The organism is Clostridium weizhouense (genome assembly GCF_019431045.1).
In the GTDB taxonomy this organism is placed as follows: domain Bacteria; phylum Bacillota; class Clostridia; order Clostridiales; family Clostridiaceae; genus Clostridium; species Clostridium weizhouense.
Genome location: NZ_JAHXPT010000001.1, coordinates 104,276 through 123,773, shown reverse-complemented (window position 1 = coordinate 123,773; position 19,498 = coordinate 104,276). Strand labels below are relative to the sequence as shown.

Sequence of the window (19,498 nt, the reverse complement as noted above, 5' to 3'; positions counted from 1 at the left end):
GTATTAAATTGCTTTAAATGACTAAACTTAATATATAAATAACCGATAATAAAAACAGATAGCAAAACAGATAGTAAAAATTGGAGGAGAGATATATGAGTATTAATAGAATCAACTCACACTCTATAGCAAATATATATAATGTGAATTCAAGTAAGAGTTTAAATAATAATGAGAAGATTAATCAAATTCAAAGAAGAGATAGAATAGAGATTTCTTCACTAGGAAAGTCTATTAAGGATTATTCACTAGATATTTCTATAGATAATAGTAAAAGAATAGAAGAAATTAAAGAAAAAATTGAAAATGGAACATATTCAGTAGATGCTAATTTAACTGCAAGGAGTATATTAAATTCTATAAAGGAGAGTAAGTAAAATTATGATAAATGAACTTACGAGAATAATAGAATGTGAAGATTTAGCTTTAAAAGAACTTATGAATTTATTAAAGTTACAGTATAAAATGATAATGGATAAAGATGTATTTGGATTAGAAGGATTAGTTGATAAAATGAATGAATGCAATAAACAAATTGCAGCAGAAGAGGTTAATAGAAGAAAATTAATTGGAAAAGAAAGTATGAGAAAACTTGTAAGTGAAGCTAAAAATCAAAATTTGAATATAGTATATAATAAAATACAAAATACACTAAAAGAACTTACATTACAAAAGGAAACAAATGATATGTTATTAAAACAACAAATTATATTTAATAATCAAATGTTAAATATAATGAATCCAAACAGAGAAATTAAAACTTATAATTCTTATGGAAATTTAAGAAAATAAATATATAAATAATAGATTAATAATTAAAGTCTCTTATCTTATTTAAATTAATTATATAAATTCAAATAAAGTTTTTTAATTAATATAAATGTTATTACTTACTAATAGGGTAAGGAATTATATAGAAAATTTATGATATATAGATTCTAATTATATAAACATTAAATCGATTAGAACATATATATTAGGCACATTCAAAAAAATAAACCAGTATGCTCGTATATTTTGTGTGATACTACATAAGGAAATGGGGTTAATAGTTCTTGTTAACTAAATTTACTCCTTTGTTTGATACAAAATAAACAATGATACTTTGATTTATTATTTTATGTGCCTTAATTAATAAATAAGATTAATAAGAATTTTTAAAGTATAGAAATAAGATAGCTACTAATATGCAAAAAAATATTAGTAGAGGGGAAAGGTAGGATTTATAAATGGCAGGACTATTTGATACATTTACAATAGCCAAAAGAGGATTAAATGTTCAACAAGGTGCGATAAATACGACTTCACATAATATTGCAAATGCAAATACTGAAGGGTTTTCGAGACAAAGAGCAGTATCAAGCACTACAAGACCTTTTGGAGGGATGTCAAGATTTGATACTTGTACTGTTGGTCAAGTAGGGACGGGTGCAGAAATATCATCAATACAAAGAATTAGAGATTCTTTTATAGATTATCAAGTAAGAAATGAATTGGGTAAAAGTGGGAATTTTGAAGTTCAAGATAAATTTTTATATCAAGTAGAAAGTATATTCGGCGAACCATCTGATTCAGGAATACAGCAACTACTAGGAGAGTTTTTTGATTCATTTCAAGAACTATCAAAAACTCCTGAAAAATCATCAGCTAGAACAGTAGCTCTTCAAAAAGCATCAGCATTAGCAAATGCTTTGAATTATACAACTACACAATTAGAAAAACAAGTAACTGATGCACAAGAATTACTACAAATGAATATTAAAGATGTTAATACTCTTTTAGATCAAATAAATGATTTAAATAAACAAATTGCTGGTGTGTGTGCAGTTGGACAAACTCCTAATGATTTAATGGATTCTAGAGATAACTTATTAGATCAATTAAGTTCTAAATTTGGTATAACTATAGATAGAAAAGAAAGAGAAACTCTTGATGTTAAAGCAGAAGGTTTTCAAAGTAAAAATAATCCAATTAATAATTTAGTTAATTCAAGCCCAACAGACGAAAATTATACTAGACTTTCTTATGTTAAAAGTGCTGAAATAAAGGAGAGTAGTGGTAATTATACAATTGAACTTAAATATCACACTTTAGGAAATTTAAATTCAGAACCAAAGACAGTTACAATTAATTGCACGAATAAGGAAGATGCTAAAACAATATCAGATTCTTTAATGCAAAATAGAGTTTTAATAGCAGATAAAAATGGAGATGTTACTATAAGACAAAAAGGAGCTGAAATCACTCCACCAACTGATCCTAAAACGTATCATTATAGTCAAGTAACATTAAATGATGGAGATACTATAAAATCAGATGAAATAAAAACTGCAATATTTAAGGTATATGAAAATGATCCAGATACAAATAGTGTTAATGATAGACAAATAAAAGGTGAAATTGCTGGTAATCAAGGAGTACAAAAAAATATTAAAGAATATATGGTTAAATTAGATCAAATAGCTTCTGGGCTTGCATATTCAGTAAATGCTATTCAAACAGGAAGTTCAGATGGAACTAACAATAATGGATATGAACTTGTGTTTACAAATGGTACAAATGATGATGGAATTACATCTAAAAATATAACACTTAATAAGAATTTATTAGAAGATGTATCAAAATTAAATTGTGGATCTACTTCAGAGTCAGGAGAAAGAGCTGGAGAAAGAGCTTTAGCAATTGCAAGTATTAGGACATTAAAAATGAATATGTCTAGTATTACTGATGTTAAAGATAGAACAAGCTTTTTTGCAGAAGCAGGCATTAGTTTTAATGGAGCAAATAATATAACCTTACAAGGAAGTAAAGAGGGTACAAGTGTAGCGGCTTATTATAAAGATGTAATAAATACATTAGGTGTACAAGCAGAGGCTGCTAGCAGAAATTCAATAAATCAAGATAAAATACTTCAAGATTTAAAAATGCAAAGATTATCTGTTTCAGGTGTGTCATTAGATGAAGAAATGACAAATTTAATACAATTTCAACATGCATATAGTGCAAATGCAAAAATAATCTCAACAGTAGACGAATTATTAGACGTAGTAATAAACGGATTAAAAAGATAGATTAACAAAATAAAAGAGTTTAAATGAGAATATTAGGAGTGTGAACAATATGCAAAGAATAACAAATAGTATGTTATCTTCGAATTATATGAGCAATATGAAGAGAAATTTAAATAATATGCAATCTTTACAAAATCAGTTATCTTCAGGTAAAGAAATCAGTAGACCATCAGATAATCCATATAAAGTATCTAGAAGTATGCAATTACATAGTGAAATTTCAGCTAATAAGCAATATAATGAAAATATAAAAGATATATCAAATTGGTTAGATACAACTGATACGGCATTAAATCAGGCTGGAAATATGTTTGCAAGAGTAAGAGAATTATTAGTTACAGCAGGTAATGGAGCTTATGGACAAGATGAAAGAAGAGCAATTCAAGATGAAATTAAAGAAAAAGTAAATGAATTAGCTCAAGTATTAAATACTAACTTTGATGGAGCTTATATATTTGGAGGAAGTAAAAGTACATCTAAGCCTGTTATGGTAGATTCTAATGGGAAAATTTGCTACGCAGACAAAGATGGAAATAAAATTGAAACCAAACCAGATGGCACAGCATTAGATCCAACTAAACAAGTTGCGTTAGACCAAATTGAAGCAGATTTAAACGTTGAAGTATCTCAGGGAGTATTGATAAATTATAATAAAACAGCAAAAGATATACTTGAGGGAAATGGTACTAATATTATGACTACACTAAATAAGATTATAGATAATCTTGGATCAACTGGAGATAAAAGTTTAATTACTGGTGAATGTTTAGGTGAAGTAGATAATATAATAAATAATTTACTACAAAATAGATCAGAAGTTGGAGCTATGACTAATAGAATGGAGTCAGCTCAATCTAAAAATGAAGATGAAAATTTAAATATGACAGATATTTTATCAAAAACGGAAGATATAGACTTTACGGAAAAAATGATGGAATATTCAGTAATGCAAACAATATATATGGCAGCGCTTCAAACAAGTGCTAAGGTACTTCCCTCAACAATATTAGATTATTTAAGATAGGAGGCACTGAAATATGATTTTTCATTCTAAAATACATGGAGAAATTGAATATGATGAAAAAAATATAGTTGATTTTTTAAAAAGTATTCCAGGCTTTGATGAAGATCTAAGAAAGTTTATAGTGGTAGATTTGAAAGGAATGGAGCCTTTTAAATTACTGCAATCACTAGAAGATGATAAAGTTGGGTTGGTAGTAGTTTCTCCGTTTGATTTTTGTGATAAATATGAAGTTGATTTATCACAAAATATAATTAAGGAATTAGATATAAAAGAATCAAAAGATGTTATGTTATTAACAACAGTAACGTTGAATTCTGATCCTAAAAAAATTACGACTAATTTAAGAGCTCCAATTATTATGAATATTTCTAATAGATTAGGTAAACAAATAATATTAAATAATGAAGATTATGCAATAAAACATCCTTTGATAAAGGAGTGATTATAAGTGTTAATCATAAGTAGAAAAAAAGGCGAATCATTAATGATTGGAGAAGATATAGAAATAACTGTTTCTAAATTGGATGATGGAAGTGTAAAACTAGGAATAAATGCTCCGAAAGAATTAACTATACTTAGAAAAGAATTATATGAAGCAGTACAAGAAGAGAATAAAAAGGCTATGAATGTCAATATTGACTTATTAAAAAATATAAAGAAAAAATAAAATCACTATTAAAAAACAATCTAAAAAAAGTAGTATATTTTACAAAAGACAAAATTCTAGTCTATGTTTTAAAATTATGTTAATATTAAGATACAACATAAAATCATAGTTTTTATATTATGATTAAATATATAATTCTCTATAAAAGATTATAAATATAATAACTTAATTGAAATATATTAAATAATAAAAGAATTATATTATAGAATTTAAAAAGTCTACTATTTTAAAACATAGACTAATTAAAAAGTAAAATAAATTTATTTAAATTAGGTAAAAAAGTAATATTATCGAATTGTTAGAGATAATTCTAAATTCAGGAGGAATTATATGGATATTAATATTATAGGACAGGGCAATGCAACTAATATTCCTTATAGAATAGATAGTAATTTAAATAGTGATATAAATATAAAAGAAATTGATAAAAATGAATCTTTAAATAAAGAAGAATTAGATAAAGCACTTGTTAAATTAAACAAATTCTTGGAAGATGAAAAGGCACATGCAGAGTATTCTGTTCATAAGGATTTAGGAACAATAATGATAAAAATAGTAGATGATACCACTAAAGATGTTATTATGGAAATACCTCCAAAAAAAATATTAGATATGATAGCTGGTATGTGCAAACAATTTGGTTTGATTGATAAGAAAGCATAGTATCTAAGGGGGATAGAGGGATATGGAGTTTAGATTAAACAAAGTTGATACTGACCTTAGAGATAAGTTACATGAAGAAATTAAGGTAGATAAGATTCATGAAAATAATAATATAGATATAAAGAAAGATATAAAAGAAGACGAAAATAAAGAGAAGAATAATAAAAAATTAAAAAAATTAAAGAAAAGAAGATATATAACAATAGATGGTATTAAAATAGAGAATAAAACATTAAGTATTGAAGCAGAGAAATTAGAACCAAATTTTGAGTTACAAAATAAAGGTAGAATAGTAGATACTAAAAAATAGGAGGATATACGAATGTATTCTAACGGATATAATGCTTACAAAAATAATAGTGTTACTTATGCATCAAAGGATCAATTGTTATTAATGTTAGTTGATGGAGCAGTTAAATTTTCTAAAATAGCAAGACAAGCTATAGTGGATAGAAATGTAAAAAAAGCTCATGACAATATAATAAGAACAGAAGATATATTTACTGAATTAAGAGCTACAATTGATACAAGCGCAGGTGAATGGGCTGTTCAAATGTTCAATGTTTATGGATTTATAAATGATAAATTATTTGAAGCAAATATCAAAAAAGATGTAGAAGTTATAGATCAAGTTATACCTCTTATTGAAGAAGTAAGAGATATATGGTATGCAGCAGAGAAAAAATGTAAAAATGCATAATAAAATAGAATTCTTATTTTAAGTTTGTCTATATTAGTGTAAAATAAAAGCATAATTATAAAAATAAAGCATCTATTATCATTGAAATAGTAAATGATAATAGATGCTTTATTTTGCTATTTTATTAAAAATATATGTAAAGAAAATAAAGAAAAGTACGAAAATAGTAATGGGATATTATGCTTATAAAAGATAAAAATGTATATAATAGATAATTTATAGAATATAAGAATAAAAATACAAATATTATAGTGATGTTTATATAAAATTAAATAGGCTATTTTATTTATACAAAAAATTTAGAAGGAGTGAAGAATAAAATGAGAATTACAGGATTAGCTACAGGTATGGATATAGATAATGTAATTAAAGAATCTATGAAGCCTTATAGAGTTAAAATTGATCAAACTACTCAAAAGAAAGATGTTGTGGAAATTAAGCAAAAGCTATATAGAGATATTATAAAGGAGAGTAGAGATTTTTTTGATAAATATCTGGATATAGGTAAAAGTGATAGTTTATTAAAAACATCAAATTGGTCGGCGGTTAGCTTTTCATCAAGTGATGAAAATGCTGTAACTGCAAAAGCTAATGGTGGAGCTATAAAGGATAATTATACAGTTAGTGTAGAACAATTAGCAGCGAAAGCAACTGCAGTAGTAAAGATGGATGATATAAAATTAGGTAAGAGTATTTCTATAGATGGTACACCCCTTATTGATTCTATTACAGATGATCAACTGAAGACTCCAAGTCTTTTAGTTGATAGAATTAATAAAGTTTTATCAGATAATAAAAAAGATATTATTGTAAAATATAGTGAAATTTCAGGTGGCTTAGTATTTGAAAGTAAAGAAATAGGTTCAAAGGTTGGAGATAAGGATAATAAGTTTGTTGTGGAATGTGATAGTAAACCTTTCTCTGGAATAGGAACAGATTTAAAAGCAACAATAAAAGGTTCGAATGGTGAAATAAAGTATGGAACAGCTCCTGATAAGGTGTCAGGAAGTAATTCTGTAATGCTAGATGGAATTACATTTAATTTCAATAAGGTAACAAAAAAAGATGGTGTTGACACTTCAGTTATATTAACAGGAAAAACTGATTCTAAAGCTTTAAAGGACAAGATTGTAGCATTTGTAAATGATTATAATAAGTATATAGAAAAATTGAATAAAACTGTAACGACTAAGCATGATAGAAGTTATAATCCTCTTACAGCAGAGCAAAAGAAAGATATGTCAGAAAATGAAGTTAAGCTTTGGAATGAAAGAGTTGAAAAAGGTCAATTATATAGGGATTCTGATATTACAAGAATAGCTAGTGCTATGAAAGATTCTATGAGAACGTTAATGAAAGATACTGGGTTGAACCTTGAAAAAGTAGGAATAAAACCTGTTAAGGATTATTCAGGTAATTTAAATGGAACATTTACAATAGATGAGGATAAACTTTCAACGGCATTAGAAAATAATACAGAAGATGTTATGAAGTTATTTAATAACCCTATACCGAATGGCAAGGAATTAAAAGATTTAAACTCAGAAGAAAAAGATAAAGTAGGTATATTATTCAAATTGAAAGAAACTATAGATATAGAATTTAAAAGAAGTACTAGTTCTCCTCTTTTAAAAAAGGCTGGTTTTGAAGGAACTACTACATCTGTAACTAATGAACTTACAAAAAGTTTATCAAATTATGAAAAGAAAATAAAAGATATGCAAAAAGATTTTTCTAGAAGAGAACAAGCTATGTATTCAAAATTTGCAACTCTTGAAAAAATGATGAATAAACTTAATTCACAACAATCTAATTTAATGTCACAATTAGGAATGAACTAATTTATGAGTATGGATATTTTTAATGAATATAAAGAAATAAACATAGAAATTCTAAATTCTATAAAAGAAGATAGAGAAGATATTACCTTGTTTGAAAAAAGAGAAGAAATTATAAAGAAGATACTTTCTTTGAATTTAGAAAAAAGTGAAATTAAGAAAATATATAAAGAAAATAAATTAGATATTTTAGATAAAGAATTAGAAGAAACATTAAGAAACAAGATGTTATCAGTAAAAGAGGAATTGAAAAAAATGTCAAATCAAAAACAAGCTAATTTAATATATGCTAATACTAATAGAATTACTAATTTTTTTTCAACACGTACTTAAAGATAGTCATAAATGTATTGAATACGGTATATTAAAAGCATAATATAGATAATTTTATGTAGCTTTAAAATTGAAATAGATTTATTGGTTAAAAAACATTACTGGAAATGATAAATATTTCCAGTAATGTTTTTTGTTTTGAAGTAAATTTAAAATATTCTATTATTTATTAAATATATTTTTTAAACTTTACTTTTTATTAAAAATAATACTGATTTTTATAATAATAGACATTTTGAAAATTGGAATGATATATTATCCTAAAATTACCTTTAAAAAATAAAAATATAATTATAAAGAAATAAATAAAGAGATACGAAAATAGAAGTAATAAATATTTATTCAGTAATATAAATAAAATAGATATAATATGCAATAGAAAAAATAAAGTTTTAGAAGTGAAATATAATTCTTGTTTTAATTTATAAATATTAAACGGAAATAAAAATGCTAGTTATACCTAATAAGCATCTATTATATTATTAAAAATAATGGATTCATATTATTATATAAAAAACAAAAGAGGAGTGAAAAAAATGAGAATTACAGGATTAGCCACAGGTATGGATATGGATAATGTAATTAAAGAATCAATGAAGCCATATCAAATTAAAATTGATCAAACTACTCAAAAAAAAGATGTTGTGGAAATTAAGCAAAAGCTATATAGAGATATAATAAAAGATAGTAGAGAGTTTTTTAGTAAGAATTTAGATGTGCTTAAAAGTGACAGTTTGTTAAGACAGTCAAATTGGTCAGCAATTGGATTTACATCAAGTAATGAAAGTGCTGTAACTGCAAAAGCTAATGGTGGAGCTATAAGAGATAATTATACTATTGATGTAACTCAATTAGCAACAAAAGCAACAACGAGTTTGAAAAATGGTGATATTATAACAGGGGAAGATCTTAAAATAACCGTTGGAACCACAGAAGCGAATATAACAGCTATAACGGATACAGAAAAAAATAATCCTAAACTTTTGGTTGATAGAATAAATAAAGAACTATCAAATAAAACAATTGGTATAACAGCTAAGTACAGTGAAATATCAGGAGGAATAGTATTTGAGAGTAAGACAACAGGATCAATGGTTGGAGCTGAAAAAAATGAATTTAGTGTAACTACTAGTGGAGGAATAAATCTTACTTCAGCAGGAAAAGATCTAATAGCAACCATAAAAGGATCAAATGGTGAAATAAAGTATGGAACAGCACCAGATAATATATCAGGAAATAACACAGTAACAGTAGATGGTATTACATTTAATTTTAATCAAGAATGTACAGGAGTTACATTAACAGCAAAAACTGATTCTAAAGATTTAAAGGATAAGGTTGTAGCATTTGTAAATGATTATAATAAACTTATAGAAAAGTTAAACACAACTGTAACTACTAAACATGATAGAACTTATCTACCGCTTACAGCAGATCAAAAGAAAGAAATGTCAGAAACTGAAGTTAAACTTTGGAATGAAAGAGTTGAAAAAGGTCAATTATATAGAGATTCAGATGTTACAAGGATAGCTAGTGCTATGAAAGAAACTATGAGAAGCTTGATGAGTGACAGTGGATTAAATCTTGAAAAAGTAGGTATAAACCCTGTAAAGGATTATTCAGGGAATTTAAATGGAACATTTACAATTGATGAAGAGAAATTAACTCAAGCTTTAGAAAATAATACAGAAGATGTAATGAATTTATTTATAGGAAATTCAGATTCAACTGATAAGAGCCAAAGAGGAATATTACATCAATTAAAAGACACTATAGATACTGAATTTATGAAAAGTAGTAGTTCACCTCTTTTAAAGAAAGCAGGTTTTGAAGGAACTTCTACATTTTCAACTAATGAACTTAGTAAAAGTATGACAGATTATGAAAAGAAAATTAAAGATATGCAAACAAATTTTTCTAGAAGAGAACAAGCTTTATATTCAAAATTTGCAACTCTTGAAAAGATGATGAATAAACTTAATTCACAACAATCTAATTTAATGTCACAATTAGGATTGGGCTAGGTTATGGATTTAAGTATTTTTAATGAATATAAAGAAATTAACTTAGAAATTATAAAATCAATAAAAGAAAATAAAGAAGAAATTAGTTTGTTCGAAAAAAGAGAAGAAATTATAGAAAAGATATTTTCTTTAAATTCAGATAGGGATGAAATTAGGAAAATATATAAAGAAAAAGAATTGGACATTTTGGATAAAGAGTTAGAAGATGCTTTAAGAGAAAAAATGTTTTCTGTAAAAGAGGAAATAAAAAAAATTGTAATTCACAAACAGGCTAATTTAGGATATGTTAATGCAAGTAGAAAAGTTAATCTTTTCTCCAAGAGAATTTAATAAATAAAAAATATAAATAAAGGGGAATAGGTATATGGATATAGCAGCAATGTCAATCGCTATGAATCAAGGAGCATTGAAAACAGCAGTTCAATTATCTGTAATGAAGTTAGGAATGAATTCTGAAAAGGAAATGGCTAATCAAATGACAGAAATGATGGGTAATATGGCTGTAGAACCTGGAAAAGGAATTAATTTAGATAAGTTTGTTTAAAAAAGTACTAAAGTTATATAACTGGTAGTCGAAACTTATAATATAAGGAATTAATATTAAAATAAATTTAATTATAATAAAAAACAACAAAAATATATAAAGTATTGAAAAGATAATACGAAAAATAAATATAAGCATTTAATAATAAAACATTAAAAAGTTTTTAAATTTAAAGTTATAAACTTTAAATTTAAATAAATAAAAAAATAGGATAAGGATGTCCAATTAAAATCAGGGAGGAATTTATTATGATTATCAATCACAATATGAACGCATTAAATGCACACAGAAACATGGGAGTTAACACAAGCGCAGCTGGAAAGGCAATGGAAAAATTATCTTCAGGATTAAGAATAAACAGAGCTGGAGATGATGCAGCAGGACTTGCTATTTCAGAAAAAATGAGAGGACAAATCAGAGGTTTAGATCAAGCTTCAAGAAACTCTCAAGATGGTATATCTTTAATACAAACAGCAGAAGGTGCTTTAAATGAAACACACTCAATTCTTCAAAGAATGAGAGAGTTAGCAGTACAAGGTGCAAATGATACTAACGTAGGAGCAGATAAAGATCAAATCGGTAAAGAAATAGTACAATTACAAGGTGAAATTGACAGAATTGCTGGTCAAACAGAATTCAATACTCAAAAATTATTAAATACAAACTCAGGTGCGGGTACTTTATCATTCCAAGTTGGAGCTAATAAGGATCAATTTATAAAATTAGATATTGGGAATATGACAGCAGCTTCATTAGGAGTATCAACAGGAAGTGTTGCAATTAGTAGTACAACAACAGCAACTACAGTATCAAAAGCTATAAGTACTATAAATAATGCAATTAATAAAGTATCTACAGAAAGAGCAAAACTTGGTGCATACCAAAACAGATTAGAACATACTATAAATAACTTAAATACTTCTTCAGAAAACTTAACAGCTTCTGAATCAAGAATAAGAGACGTTGATATGGCGAAAGAAATGATGAACTTCTCAAAGAATAACATTCTTAACCAAGCAGCACAAGCAATGTTATCTCAAGCTAATCAACAACCACAAGGAGTTCTTCAATTATTAAGATAGTTATAACTTAATAATATACTTTAAGTGATTAAAGAATTTATTTTAATAAAGTGAAAAATATTTATTTCAAATCAAAGAAAAATAACTAATTTTATTATATAAAAACTCTAAAGTATTAAAAAATATTACCGATAAATAATTACATCGATAAAGATATTTTAAATCTTAAGGTTATAAGCCTTAGGTTTTAAATAAATAAAAAAATAGGACAAGGATGTCCAATTAAAATCAGGGAGGAATTTATTATGATTATCAATCACAATATGAACGCATTAAATGCACACAGAAACATGGGAGTTAACACAAGCGCAGCTGGAAAGGCAATGGAAAAATTATCTTCAGGATTAAGAATAAACAGAGCTGGAGATGATGCAGCAGGACTTGCTATTTCAGAAAAAATGAGAGGACAAATCAGAGGTTTAGATCAAGCTTCAAGAAACTCTCAAGATGGTATATCTTTAATACAAACAGCAGAAGGTGCTTTAAATGAAACACACTCAATTCTTCAAAGAATGAGAGAATTAGCAGTTCAAGGTGCAAATGACACTAACGTAGGAGCAGATAAAGATCAAATAGGTAAAGAAGTAGTGCAGTTACAAGAAGAAATTGATAGAATTGCTGGACAAACAGAATTTAACACTAAGAAGTTATTAAATACAAACACAGGTGCAGGTACTATATCATTCCAAGTTGGAGCTAACAAAGATCAATTTATAAAATTAGATATTGGAAATATGACAGCAGCTTCGTTAGGAGTATCAATAGGAAGTGTTGCAATTAGTAATTCTACAACAGCAACTACAGTATCAAAAGCTATAAGTACTATAAATAATGCAATAAATAAAGTATCTACAGAAAGAGCAAAACTTGGTGCATACCAAAATAGATTAGAACATACTATAAATAACTTAAATACTTCTTCAGAAAACTTAACAGCTTCTGAATCAAGAATAAGAGACGTTGATATGGCTAAAGAAATGATGAATTTCTCAAAGAATAACATTCTTAACCAAGCGGCACAAGCAATGTTATCTCAAGCTAATCAACAACCACAAGGAGTTCTTCAATTATTAAGATAGTTATAATTTAATAATGTACTTTAAGTGATTAAATGGTGTTTCATAAATGTTTTTAAATTTATGAAACGCCCTTTTAAATTATCTATTAATAAAGTAAAAAATAGAATAATAACTAATTTTATTATATAAAAACTCTAAAGTATTGAAAGAACAATACGAAAAATAAATATAAACATTTAATAATAAAACATTAAAAAGTTTTAAATTTTAAGGTTATAAACTTTAAGTTTAAATAAATAAAAAAGGACAAGGATGTCCAATTAAAATCAGGGAGGAATTTATTATGATTATCAATCACAATATGAACGCATTAAATGCACACAGAAACATGGGAGTTAACACAAGCGCAGCTGGAAAGGCAATGGAAAAATTATCTTCAGGATTAAGAATAAACAGAGCTGGAGATGATGCAGCAGGACTTGCTATTTCAGAAAAAATGAGAGGACAAATCAGAGGTTTAGATCAAGCTTCAAGAAACTCTCAAGATGGTATATCTTTAATACAAACAGCAGAAGGTGCTTTAAATGAAACACACTCAATTCTTCAAAGAATGAGAGAATTAGCAGTACAAGGTGCAAATGATACTAATGTAGGAGCAGATAAAGATCAAATAGGTAAAGAAGTAGTTCAATTACAAGAAGAAATAAATAGAATTGCTGGACAAACAGAATTTAATACTCAAAAACTATTAAATACAAACTCAGGTGCAGGAACTTTATCATTCCAAGTTGGAGCTAACAAAGACCAATTTATAAAATTAGACATCGGAAATATGACGGCAGCTTCATTAGGTGTATCAGCTACACTTGTTAAAATTGATAATACTACAACAGCAACTACAGTATCAAAAGCTATAAGCACTATTAATGATGCAATTAATAAAGTATCTACAGAAAGAGCAAAACTTGGTGCATACCAAAACAGATTAGAACATACTATAAATAACTTAAATACTTCTTCAGAAAACTTAACAGCTTCTGAATCAAGAATAAGAGACGTTGATATGGCGAAAGAAATGATGAACTTCTCAAAGAATAACATTCTTAACCAAGCAGCACAAGCAATGTTATCTCAAGCTAATCAACAACCACAAGGAGTTCTTCAATTATTAAGATAGTTATAACTTAATAATATATTTTAATTAATAAAAGAGTGTATCACAAGAATTTTTAATACTTGTGAAAAACACTCTTTTATTATATAAACTAAATAAAATATATGAATTTTAATTATATATTCAATTAACAGTATAAAATGTTAAAAAAACATACAAACTATTTTATAAGGATATTGAATATAAACGTACTATATTAATAATATATTTTGAGGGGAATAGAGCATGAAGTTAAGTATATGTATGATGGTTAAAGATGAAGAAAAGAATTTAAAAAGATGTCTTGAAAATCTTAAACCTATAGTTGATGAAGGGTTAGCAGAACTTATTATAGTAGACACAGGATCAAAAGATAATACTGTATCCATAGCTAAGGAATACACAAATAAGATTTATTTTCATGACTGGAACAAAAACTTTTCAGAGATGCGAAATAAGTCTATTTCTTATGCAAAAGGAGAATGGATTTTTATTATAGATGCGGATGAAAGATTAGATGACACAAATAAGTTAATAACTCTTGTAAAATCAAATGAGTTAAAAAAAGTTAATACAGTGTTATTACAAGTAAAGAATTTATATGACTATAAAGATGAAGATAGATATAATTTAATACTTTCTCCAAGATTATTTAGAAATGATGGTGAATTTTGTTATGTAGGAGCGGTACATAATCAACCTATGTCTAAGGGGCCTAATTTAAGTGTGGATATTTCATTAACGCATTTTGGTTATATTAGCACTGATAAAGAATTAATGGAGAAAAAATATAAAAGAACAGTTGAATTGCTTAAAAATGAATTATCTGATGATCCAGAAAATCTATATTATTTATATCAACTTGGAATTAGTTATGACATGCACAGTGATCATAAAGAATCACTTGAAGAATTTAGAAAAGCATATGAAATTTTAAAAAGAAAAAAACTTTTAAATGATAAGGTATATGTTTATATATTAGCTTCATATTGCAGAATAGCTTATACAAATGGAGAACTTAAGGAATCATTAAAAATTGCAAATGAAACAATTAATTTAGAACCAGATTATGTTGACATGTATTATATTATGGGATTAATAGAAAAGCAGTTAGGTAATTCAAATAATACATTTAAAGCACTTAATAAATACATAAATTTAGTAAAAAATTACTCTAAATTAGAAATATCTAATGATTTAACAATAATTATGTATCATATGGACAAGGATTCAATTTCAAATGGATATTTTGAAGTATTTAATTACTATATGAAAAATAAAGATTATAAAGAGGCTTATCAGATTTATAAGAATATTGAAATAATTGATCAAAAAATTTATGCAGGAATACATGTATTATTAAAATTAGAAAAATATAATGAACTTAAAAATTTATATTTGTCGTTATCAGAAAAAAATAAAAAAGATTCATTTTTAGTAATGCTTGAAGAAAATATCATTAAATTAGAGATTGAAGATAAAACAAAAATATATAGGGAATTTGCTTTAAATAATGATAATTATGCTTTATTAAATAATTTAAGATTAATAAATAATATTTCAAAAACAGAAGAAATGGCAATTGATTTAATTGGAAAGTTGGATTTTAATAAAGAACCATTATTTTATAGTGAAGTATTTAAATACATAAAAAATGATGTAAACATAATAATTAATTATTTCTCTAAAATAGAAATGTTTACTTTAAAAAAAATTATTCAATATATAATTGAACAAGATGAAAGCGTTATTATTAAATTTGAAAATTTTATTTTAAATTATGAAGAAGAATTAATAGATTTAAATAAAATAAAAGTATATTTATCAATAACATATGTTTTATTATTAATTAATATTAAAAATAATTCAAAAGTAGATGATAAATATCAAGATATATTTAAAAGGTATCTAAAATTAGGAAATGAATTTATATCAAGTATTTATCAAACAGATAAAGCAGAATCTATTTATAAATATATAAATAATACTGAAGAGAGATTCTTTTTAATAATGTACATAGTAGATTCTAAATTAAAAATTAAAGAAAAGAAATTAGCTATAAATTATATTATAGAAGCTATAAATGTTTATGAAGTAATGACGAAATATATTGATTGTTATAAAAATGAACTTTTAATTGAAAAAGGTAATAAATCTAAAGAACAAGAAGAATTTCAAAAATATAAAATTCAAATAAAAGAAAATATTAATGCATTGATTAATGATTCACAATTAGAAGAAGCTAAATTATTATTAAATGAATATAAAACAATTGTAACTAATGATATAGAAACATACTCAATAGAGAGTGTTATATCAATTTTAGAAGGAAATTTAAGTGATGCAGAAGTTATATTAAATGAAGGTTTAAAAAAAGATCCATATAATAAAGATTTATTATTAAACATGAGTTATTTAATGAATGAAAATAATAATTATAATAAATCTATAGAACTTATTTGTAATGCAAAATTATTTAATCCAAATTCTAATATAAAAATTGAAGATTTTATTTCAATAAAGAATGAAATAGATAATAATAATTTAAATGTGGTTCAAGGAACAATTGAAATTGCAAATCAGATGAATACTATAAATAAAAGTTTAAAAAGTTTAGGAGTTAATTCTAAAACACTTAATTATCATCCTAATTATATAAAATATAAATCTGATTATGAAATTGATATAAATTCTTTTAAAGATATGAATGAAGCTAATATAGAAACTAAGAAATTAGCTTCAAATATAATTGCAAATAATGATATTTTTCATTTTCATTTTGGAACAAGTCTAGCCATAGATTACTCAGATTTACCTTTGATAAAAGAATTAGATAAAAAAGTTGTAATGCAATATTGGGGATCAGAGGTGAGAATGTATTCTAAAGCATTAAAAATGAATCCTTATGTTAAAGTGAAAAATATGAATGAAGATATAATAAAGAGAAGACTTGAACTTATATCTAAATATATTCCTAATTGCATTGTGGATTATGAATTGGCAGAGTATGTAAAAGATTATCATTCTAGTGTTTATTATTCTAGATTGGCAATAGATTTAAATAAATTTGAACTTGTTCAAAATAAAAAAAATAAAAAAATGTTAATAGTTCATGCTCCTACATCTCCAGAATTTAAAGGAACTCCATATATTTTAAAAGCTATAGAAATGTTAAAGTTAAAGTATGATTTTGAATTTAAACTTGTTACTGGAATGTCCTATGAAGAAGCAATTAAAATTTACAAAAAGGCTGATTTGATTATAGATCAAATATTAACAGGTTCTCATGGTGCATTTGCAGTAGAAGCGATGGCTATGGGAAAACCAGTAATTTGCTGGATAAGTGATTTTATGAAAGAAAAATATCCTAAGGAATTACCTATAATATCAGCAAATCCAGATAACATTAAAGAAAAAATCGAATATGCAATTAAAAATAGAGATATGTTAACTGAAATTGGGAAAAAAGGCAGAAGGTATGCAGAAAAGTACCATGACATGAATATAGTATCTAAGAATATGCTTGAAATATATAAAAAATTATAAAGTAGGAGAAGGTAAAGATGATAAAGAATAAAAGAATTTTATTAACAGGTGGAGCCGGGTTTATAGGAACAAAATTATGTAAATTACTTAGTGATAATAATGAAATACTTTTATATGATAGCTTAAAAAGAAACTCAATAAAGAATACTGATTTATTAACAAAAGATAATATTAAATTGGTAGAAGGAGATATTTTAGATTTTAATAATTTGAAAACAGTAGTAAGTGAATTTTCTCCTAATATAGTTATTCATTTAGCAGCAGTTGCTGGAATAGATACAGTAATTAAAAGTCCTGTTAATACTATGAAAGTAAATATGATAGGTACATATAATATATTAGAATCTATAAAGGATATTAATATAGAGAGATTTGTAGATTTTTCAACATCAGAAGTGTTTGGATCATATGCTTATAAGGTTAATGAAAAACATACTACAAATTTAGCACCAGTAGGAGAAGCTAGATGGACTTATTCAGTATCTAAACTTGCAGGAGAACATTTAGCACATAGCTATTTTAAGGAATATGGAATTCCAGTTGTTACAGTAAGACCTTTTAATGTATATGGTCCTGGTCAAGTTGGCGAAGGTGCTATACATCAATTTGTTTTAAGAGCAATAAAAAATGAAGAAATGCAAATACATGGTGATGGAGATCAAATACGTTCTTGGTGTTATATTGATGATTTTGTTAATGGAATAATGCTATGTTTAGAAAAAGAAGAAGCAATAGGAAATTCTTTTAATATAGGAAATTCAAGAGCAACAGTTACTATTTCTATGTTAGCGGAAGCGATTAAAAGAATAGCTAATTCAGATTCAACTATAATACATGTTCCTAAAGGTTATGTTGATGTTGAACTTAGAATTCCTAGTATAGAAAAAGCAAGAGAAATATTGAGTTTTGATCCTAAAGTAGATTTAAATGAAGGATTAAGAAGAACTATAGAATGGTATAGGGAACGCAATAAATAATGAAGAAAAGGATTTTGCTAACGGGAGGAACTGGATACGTAGGAAAAAACATAATTTTAGAATTAGGGTCTAAATACGATTTTATAAATTTGGGGAGAAATTCAACTAATTTATGTAAAAGTATTATATGGACTCCTAATACTAAACTTGAAATAAATGAAGAAATTGATACTGTGATTCATGGAGCATCAGTGGTGGGAAATACTTCATTAGATTTTAGTGAATATGTAAATGCTAATATTAAGTTTACTAGTGATTTATTAGATTTTTGTACACATAATAATGTGAAGAATTTTATATATCTTTCAACGGGTGGTGTATATGGTTTCAAAGAGGGTAGGTTTAAAGAGGATGATAAATGTAACCCGGAAGGGATTTACAATTTAAGTAAAAAATTTTCTGAAGATCTATGTTTACTTAAGTCTAATTCAATGAGGGTTGTTATATATAGACTATTTTTCCCCTATGGTTTAAATCAAAAAGGGAGATTATTTGATAACATAATAACAAATATAATCAATCAAAAAAGAGTAGTGTTGAATAAGGATGGAAGACCTATTATCAATCCGATATATATAGATGATTTAATTAAAATTATAGACTATGAAATTCAAAGCAATAATGAAGGTATATTTAATATTTCTGGTATGGAAGAAGTATCGATAAAAGATATTGTTTTACTTATGAATAAATATTTAAAAATACCTGACTTAAATTATATATATAATAATAATAATGTTTCTAATTTATTAGGAGAAAATAAAAAAATTATTAAATCATTAAATTATAATTTTAAAAATAATATAGATAAATCTATAAAAAAAATTATTGAAACTTATAGGAAGATTTAGATAGTT

General features: G+C 25.6%; 20 protein-coding genes. All 20 read left to right on the top strand.

What is annotated here, in order from left to right; genetic code table 11:
• Positions 1–95: 95 nt before the first annotated feature.
• Complete coding sequence (gene flgM, locus KYD98_RS00635; protein WP_219777655.1) at positions 96–377, top strand: flagellar biosynthesis anti-sigma factor FlgM; 282 nt, start codon at positions 96–98, stop codon at positions 375–377.
• 4 nt (positions 378–381) lie between these two features.
• Positions 382–792: a flagellar protein FlgN gene (locus KYD98_RS00630; RefSeq protein ID WP_219777654.1), complete on the top strand. Its 411-nt coding sequence runs from the start codon at positions 382–384 to the stop codon at positions 790–792.
• Between the two features lie 437 nt (positions 793–1,229).
• On the top strand, positions 1,230–3,071 hold the full coding sequence (gene flgK / locus KYD98_RS00625; protein WP_219777653.1) for a flagellar hook-associated protein FlgK: 1,842 nt from the start codon (positions 1,230–1,232) through the stop codon (positions 3,069–3,071).
• Between the two features lie 49 nt (positions 3,072–3,120).
• Positions 3,121–4,095 (top strand): flagellar hook-associated protein FlgL, encoded by a 975-nt coding sequence (flgL, locus tag KYD98_RS00620; RefSeq protein WP_219777652.1) that lies wholly within the window; start codon positions 3,121–3,123, stop codon positions 4,093–4,095.
• 13 nt (positions 4,096–4,108) lie between these two features.
• Positions 4,109–4,537, top strand: a complete 429-nt coding sequence (gene fliW / locus KYD98_RS00615) for a flagellar assembly protein FliW (protein ID WP_219777651.1) — start codon at positions 4,109–4,111, stop codon at positions 4,535–4,537.
• A 6-nt stretch (positions 4,538–4,543) separates the two neighbouring features.
• Positions 4,544–4,762, top strand: a complete 219-nt coding sequence (csrA, locus tag KYD98_RS00610; RefSeq protein ID WP_219777650.1) for a carbon storage regulator CsrA — start codon at positions 4,544–4,546, stop codon at positions 4,760–4,762.
• 330 nt (positions 4,763–5,092) lie between these two features.
• Complete coding sequence (locus KYD98_RS00605) at positions 5,093–5,425, top strand: flagellar protein FlaG (RefSeq protein ID WP_219777649.1); 333 nt, start codon at positions 5,093–5,095, stop codon at positions 5,423–5,425.
• Between the two features lie 22 nt (positions 5,426–5,447).
• On the top strand, positions 5,448–5,735 hold the full coding sequence (locus KYD98_RS00600) for a hypothetical protein (RefSeq protein WP_219777648.1): 288 nt from the start codon (positions 5,448–5,450) through the stop codon (positions 5,733–5,735).
• 12 nt (positions 5,736–5,747) lie between these two features.
• On the top strand, positions 5,748–6,125 hold the full coding sequence (gene fliS / locus KYD98_RS00595) for a flagellar export chaperone FliS (protein WP_219777647.1): 378 nt from the start codon (positions 5,748–5,750) through the stop codon (positions 6,123–6,125).
• 320 nt (positions 6,126–6,445) lie between these two features.
• Positions 6,446–7,966: a flagellar filament capping protein FliD gene (fliD, locus tag KYD98_RS00590; RefSeq protein ID WP_219777646.1), complete on the top strand. Its 1,521-nt coding sequence runs from the start codon at positions 6,446–6,448 to the stop codon at positions 7,964–7,966.
• A gap of 3 nt (positions 7,967–7,969) precedes the next feature.
• Positions 7,970–8,296, top strand: coding sequence for a flagellar protein FliT (locus tag KYD98_RS00585; RefSeq protein ID WP_219777645.1), 327 nt, complete (start codon positions 7,970–7,972; stop codon positions 8,294–8,296).
• Positions 8,297–8,832: 536 nt separating this feature from the next.
• Positions 8,833–10,320 (top strand): flagellar filament capping protein FliD, encoded by a 1,488-nt coding sequence (gene fliD / locus KYD98_RS00580; RefSeq protein WP_219777644.1) that lies wholly within the window; start codon positions 8,833–8,835, stop codon positions 10,318–10,320.
• Between the two features lie 3 nt (positions 10,321–10,323).
• Complete coding sequence (locus tag KYD98_RS00575) at positions 10,324–10,650, top strand: flagellar protein FliT (protein WP_219777643.1); 327 nt, start codon at positions 10,324–10,326, stop codon at positions 10,648–10,650.
• Positions 10,651–10,684: 34 nt separating this feature from the next.
• A complete protein-coding gene (locus tag KYD98_RS00570) occupies positions 10,685–10,864 on the top strand; it encodes a YjfB family protein (RefSeq protein ID WP_219777642.1) in 180 nt (59 codons plus the stop codon).
• Positions 10,865–11,112: 248 nt separating this feature from the next.
• Positions 11,113–11,946 carry a flagellin N-terminal helical domain-containing protein gene (locus KYD98_RS00565; RefSeq protein ID WP_219777641.1) on the top strand — a complete coding sequence of 278 codons (834 nt, stop codon included), beginning with the start codon at positions 11,113–11,115 and terminating at the stop codon, positions 11,944–11,946.
• A 245-nt stretch (positions 11,947–12,191) separates the two neighbouring features.
• Positions 12,192–13,025: a flagellin Hag gene (hag, locus tag KYD98_RS00560; protein ID WP_219777640.1), complete on the top strand. Its 834-nt coding sequence runs from the start codon at positions 12,192–12,194 to the stop codon at positions 13,023–13,025.
• A gap of 283 nt (positions 13,026–13,308) precedes the next feature.
• Positions 13,309–14,142, top strand: coding sequence for a flagellin Hag (gene hag / locus KYD98_RS00555; RefSeq protein WP_219777639.1), 834 nt, complete (start codon positions 13,309–13,311; stop codon positions 14,140–14,142).
• Between the two features lie 222 nt (positions 14,143–14,364).
• Positions 14,365–17,664 carry a glycosyltransferase gene (locus tag KYD98_RS00550; RefSeq protein ID WP_219777638.1) on the top strand — a complete coding sequence of 1,100 codons (3,300 nt, stop codon included), beginning with the start codon at positions 14,365–14,367 and terminating at the stop codon, positions 17,662–17,664.
• 17 nt (positions 17,665–17,681) lie between these two features.
• Positions 17,682–18,641 carry an NAD-dependent epimerase/dehydratase family protein gene (locus KYD98_RS00545; protein WP_219777637.1) on the top strand — a complete coding sequence of 320 codons (960 nt, stop codon included), beginning with the start codon at positions 17,682–17,684 and terminating at the stop codon, positions 18,639–18,641.
• Positions 18,641–19,492 carry an NAD-dependent epimerase/dehydratase family protein gene (locus KYD98_RS00540; RefSeq protein ID WP_219777636.1) on the top strand — a complete coding sequence of 284 codons (852 nt, stop codon included), beginning with the start codon at positions 18,641–18,643 and terminating at the stop codon, positions 19,490–19,492. The genes KYD98_RS00545 and KYD98_RS00540 overlap by 1 nt, the downstream gene beginning before the upstream one ends.
• Positions 19,493–19,498 lie beyond the last annotated feature (6 nt).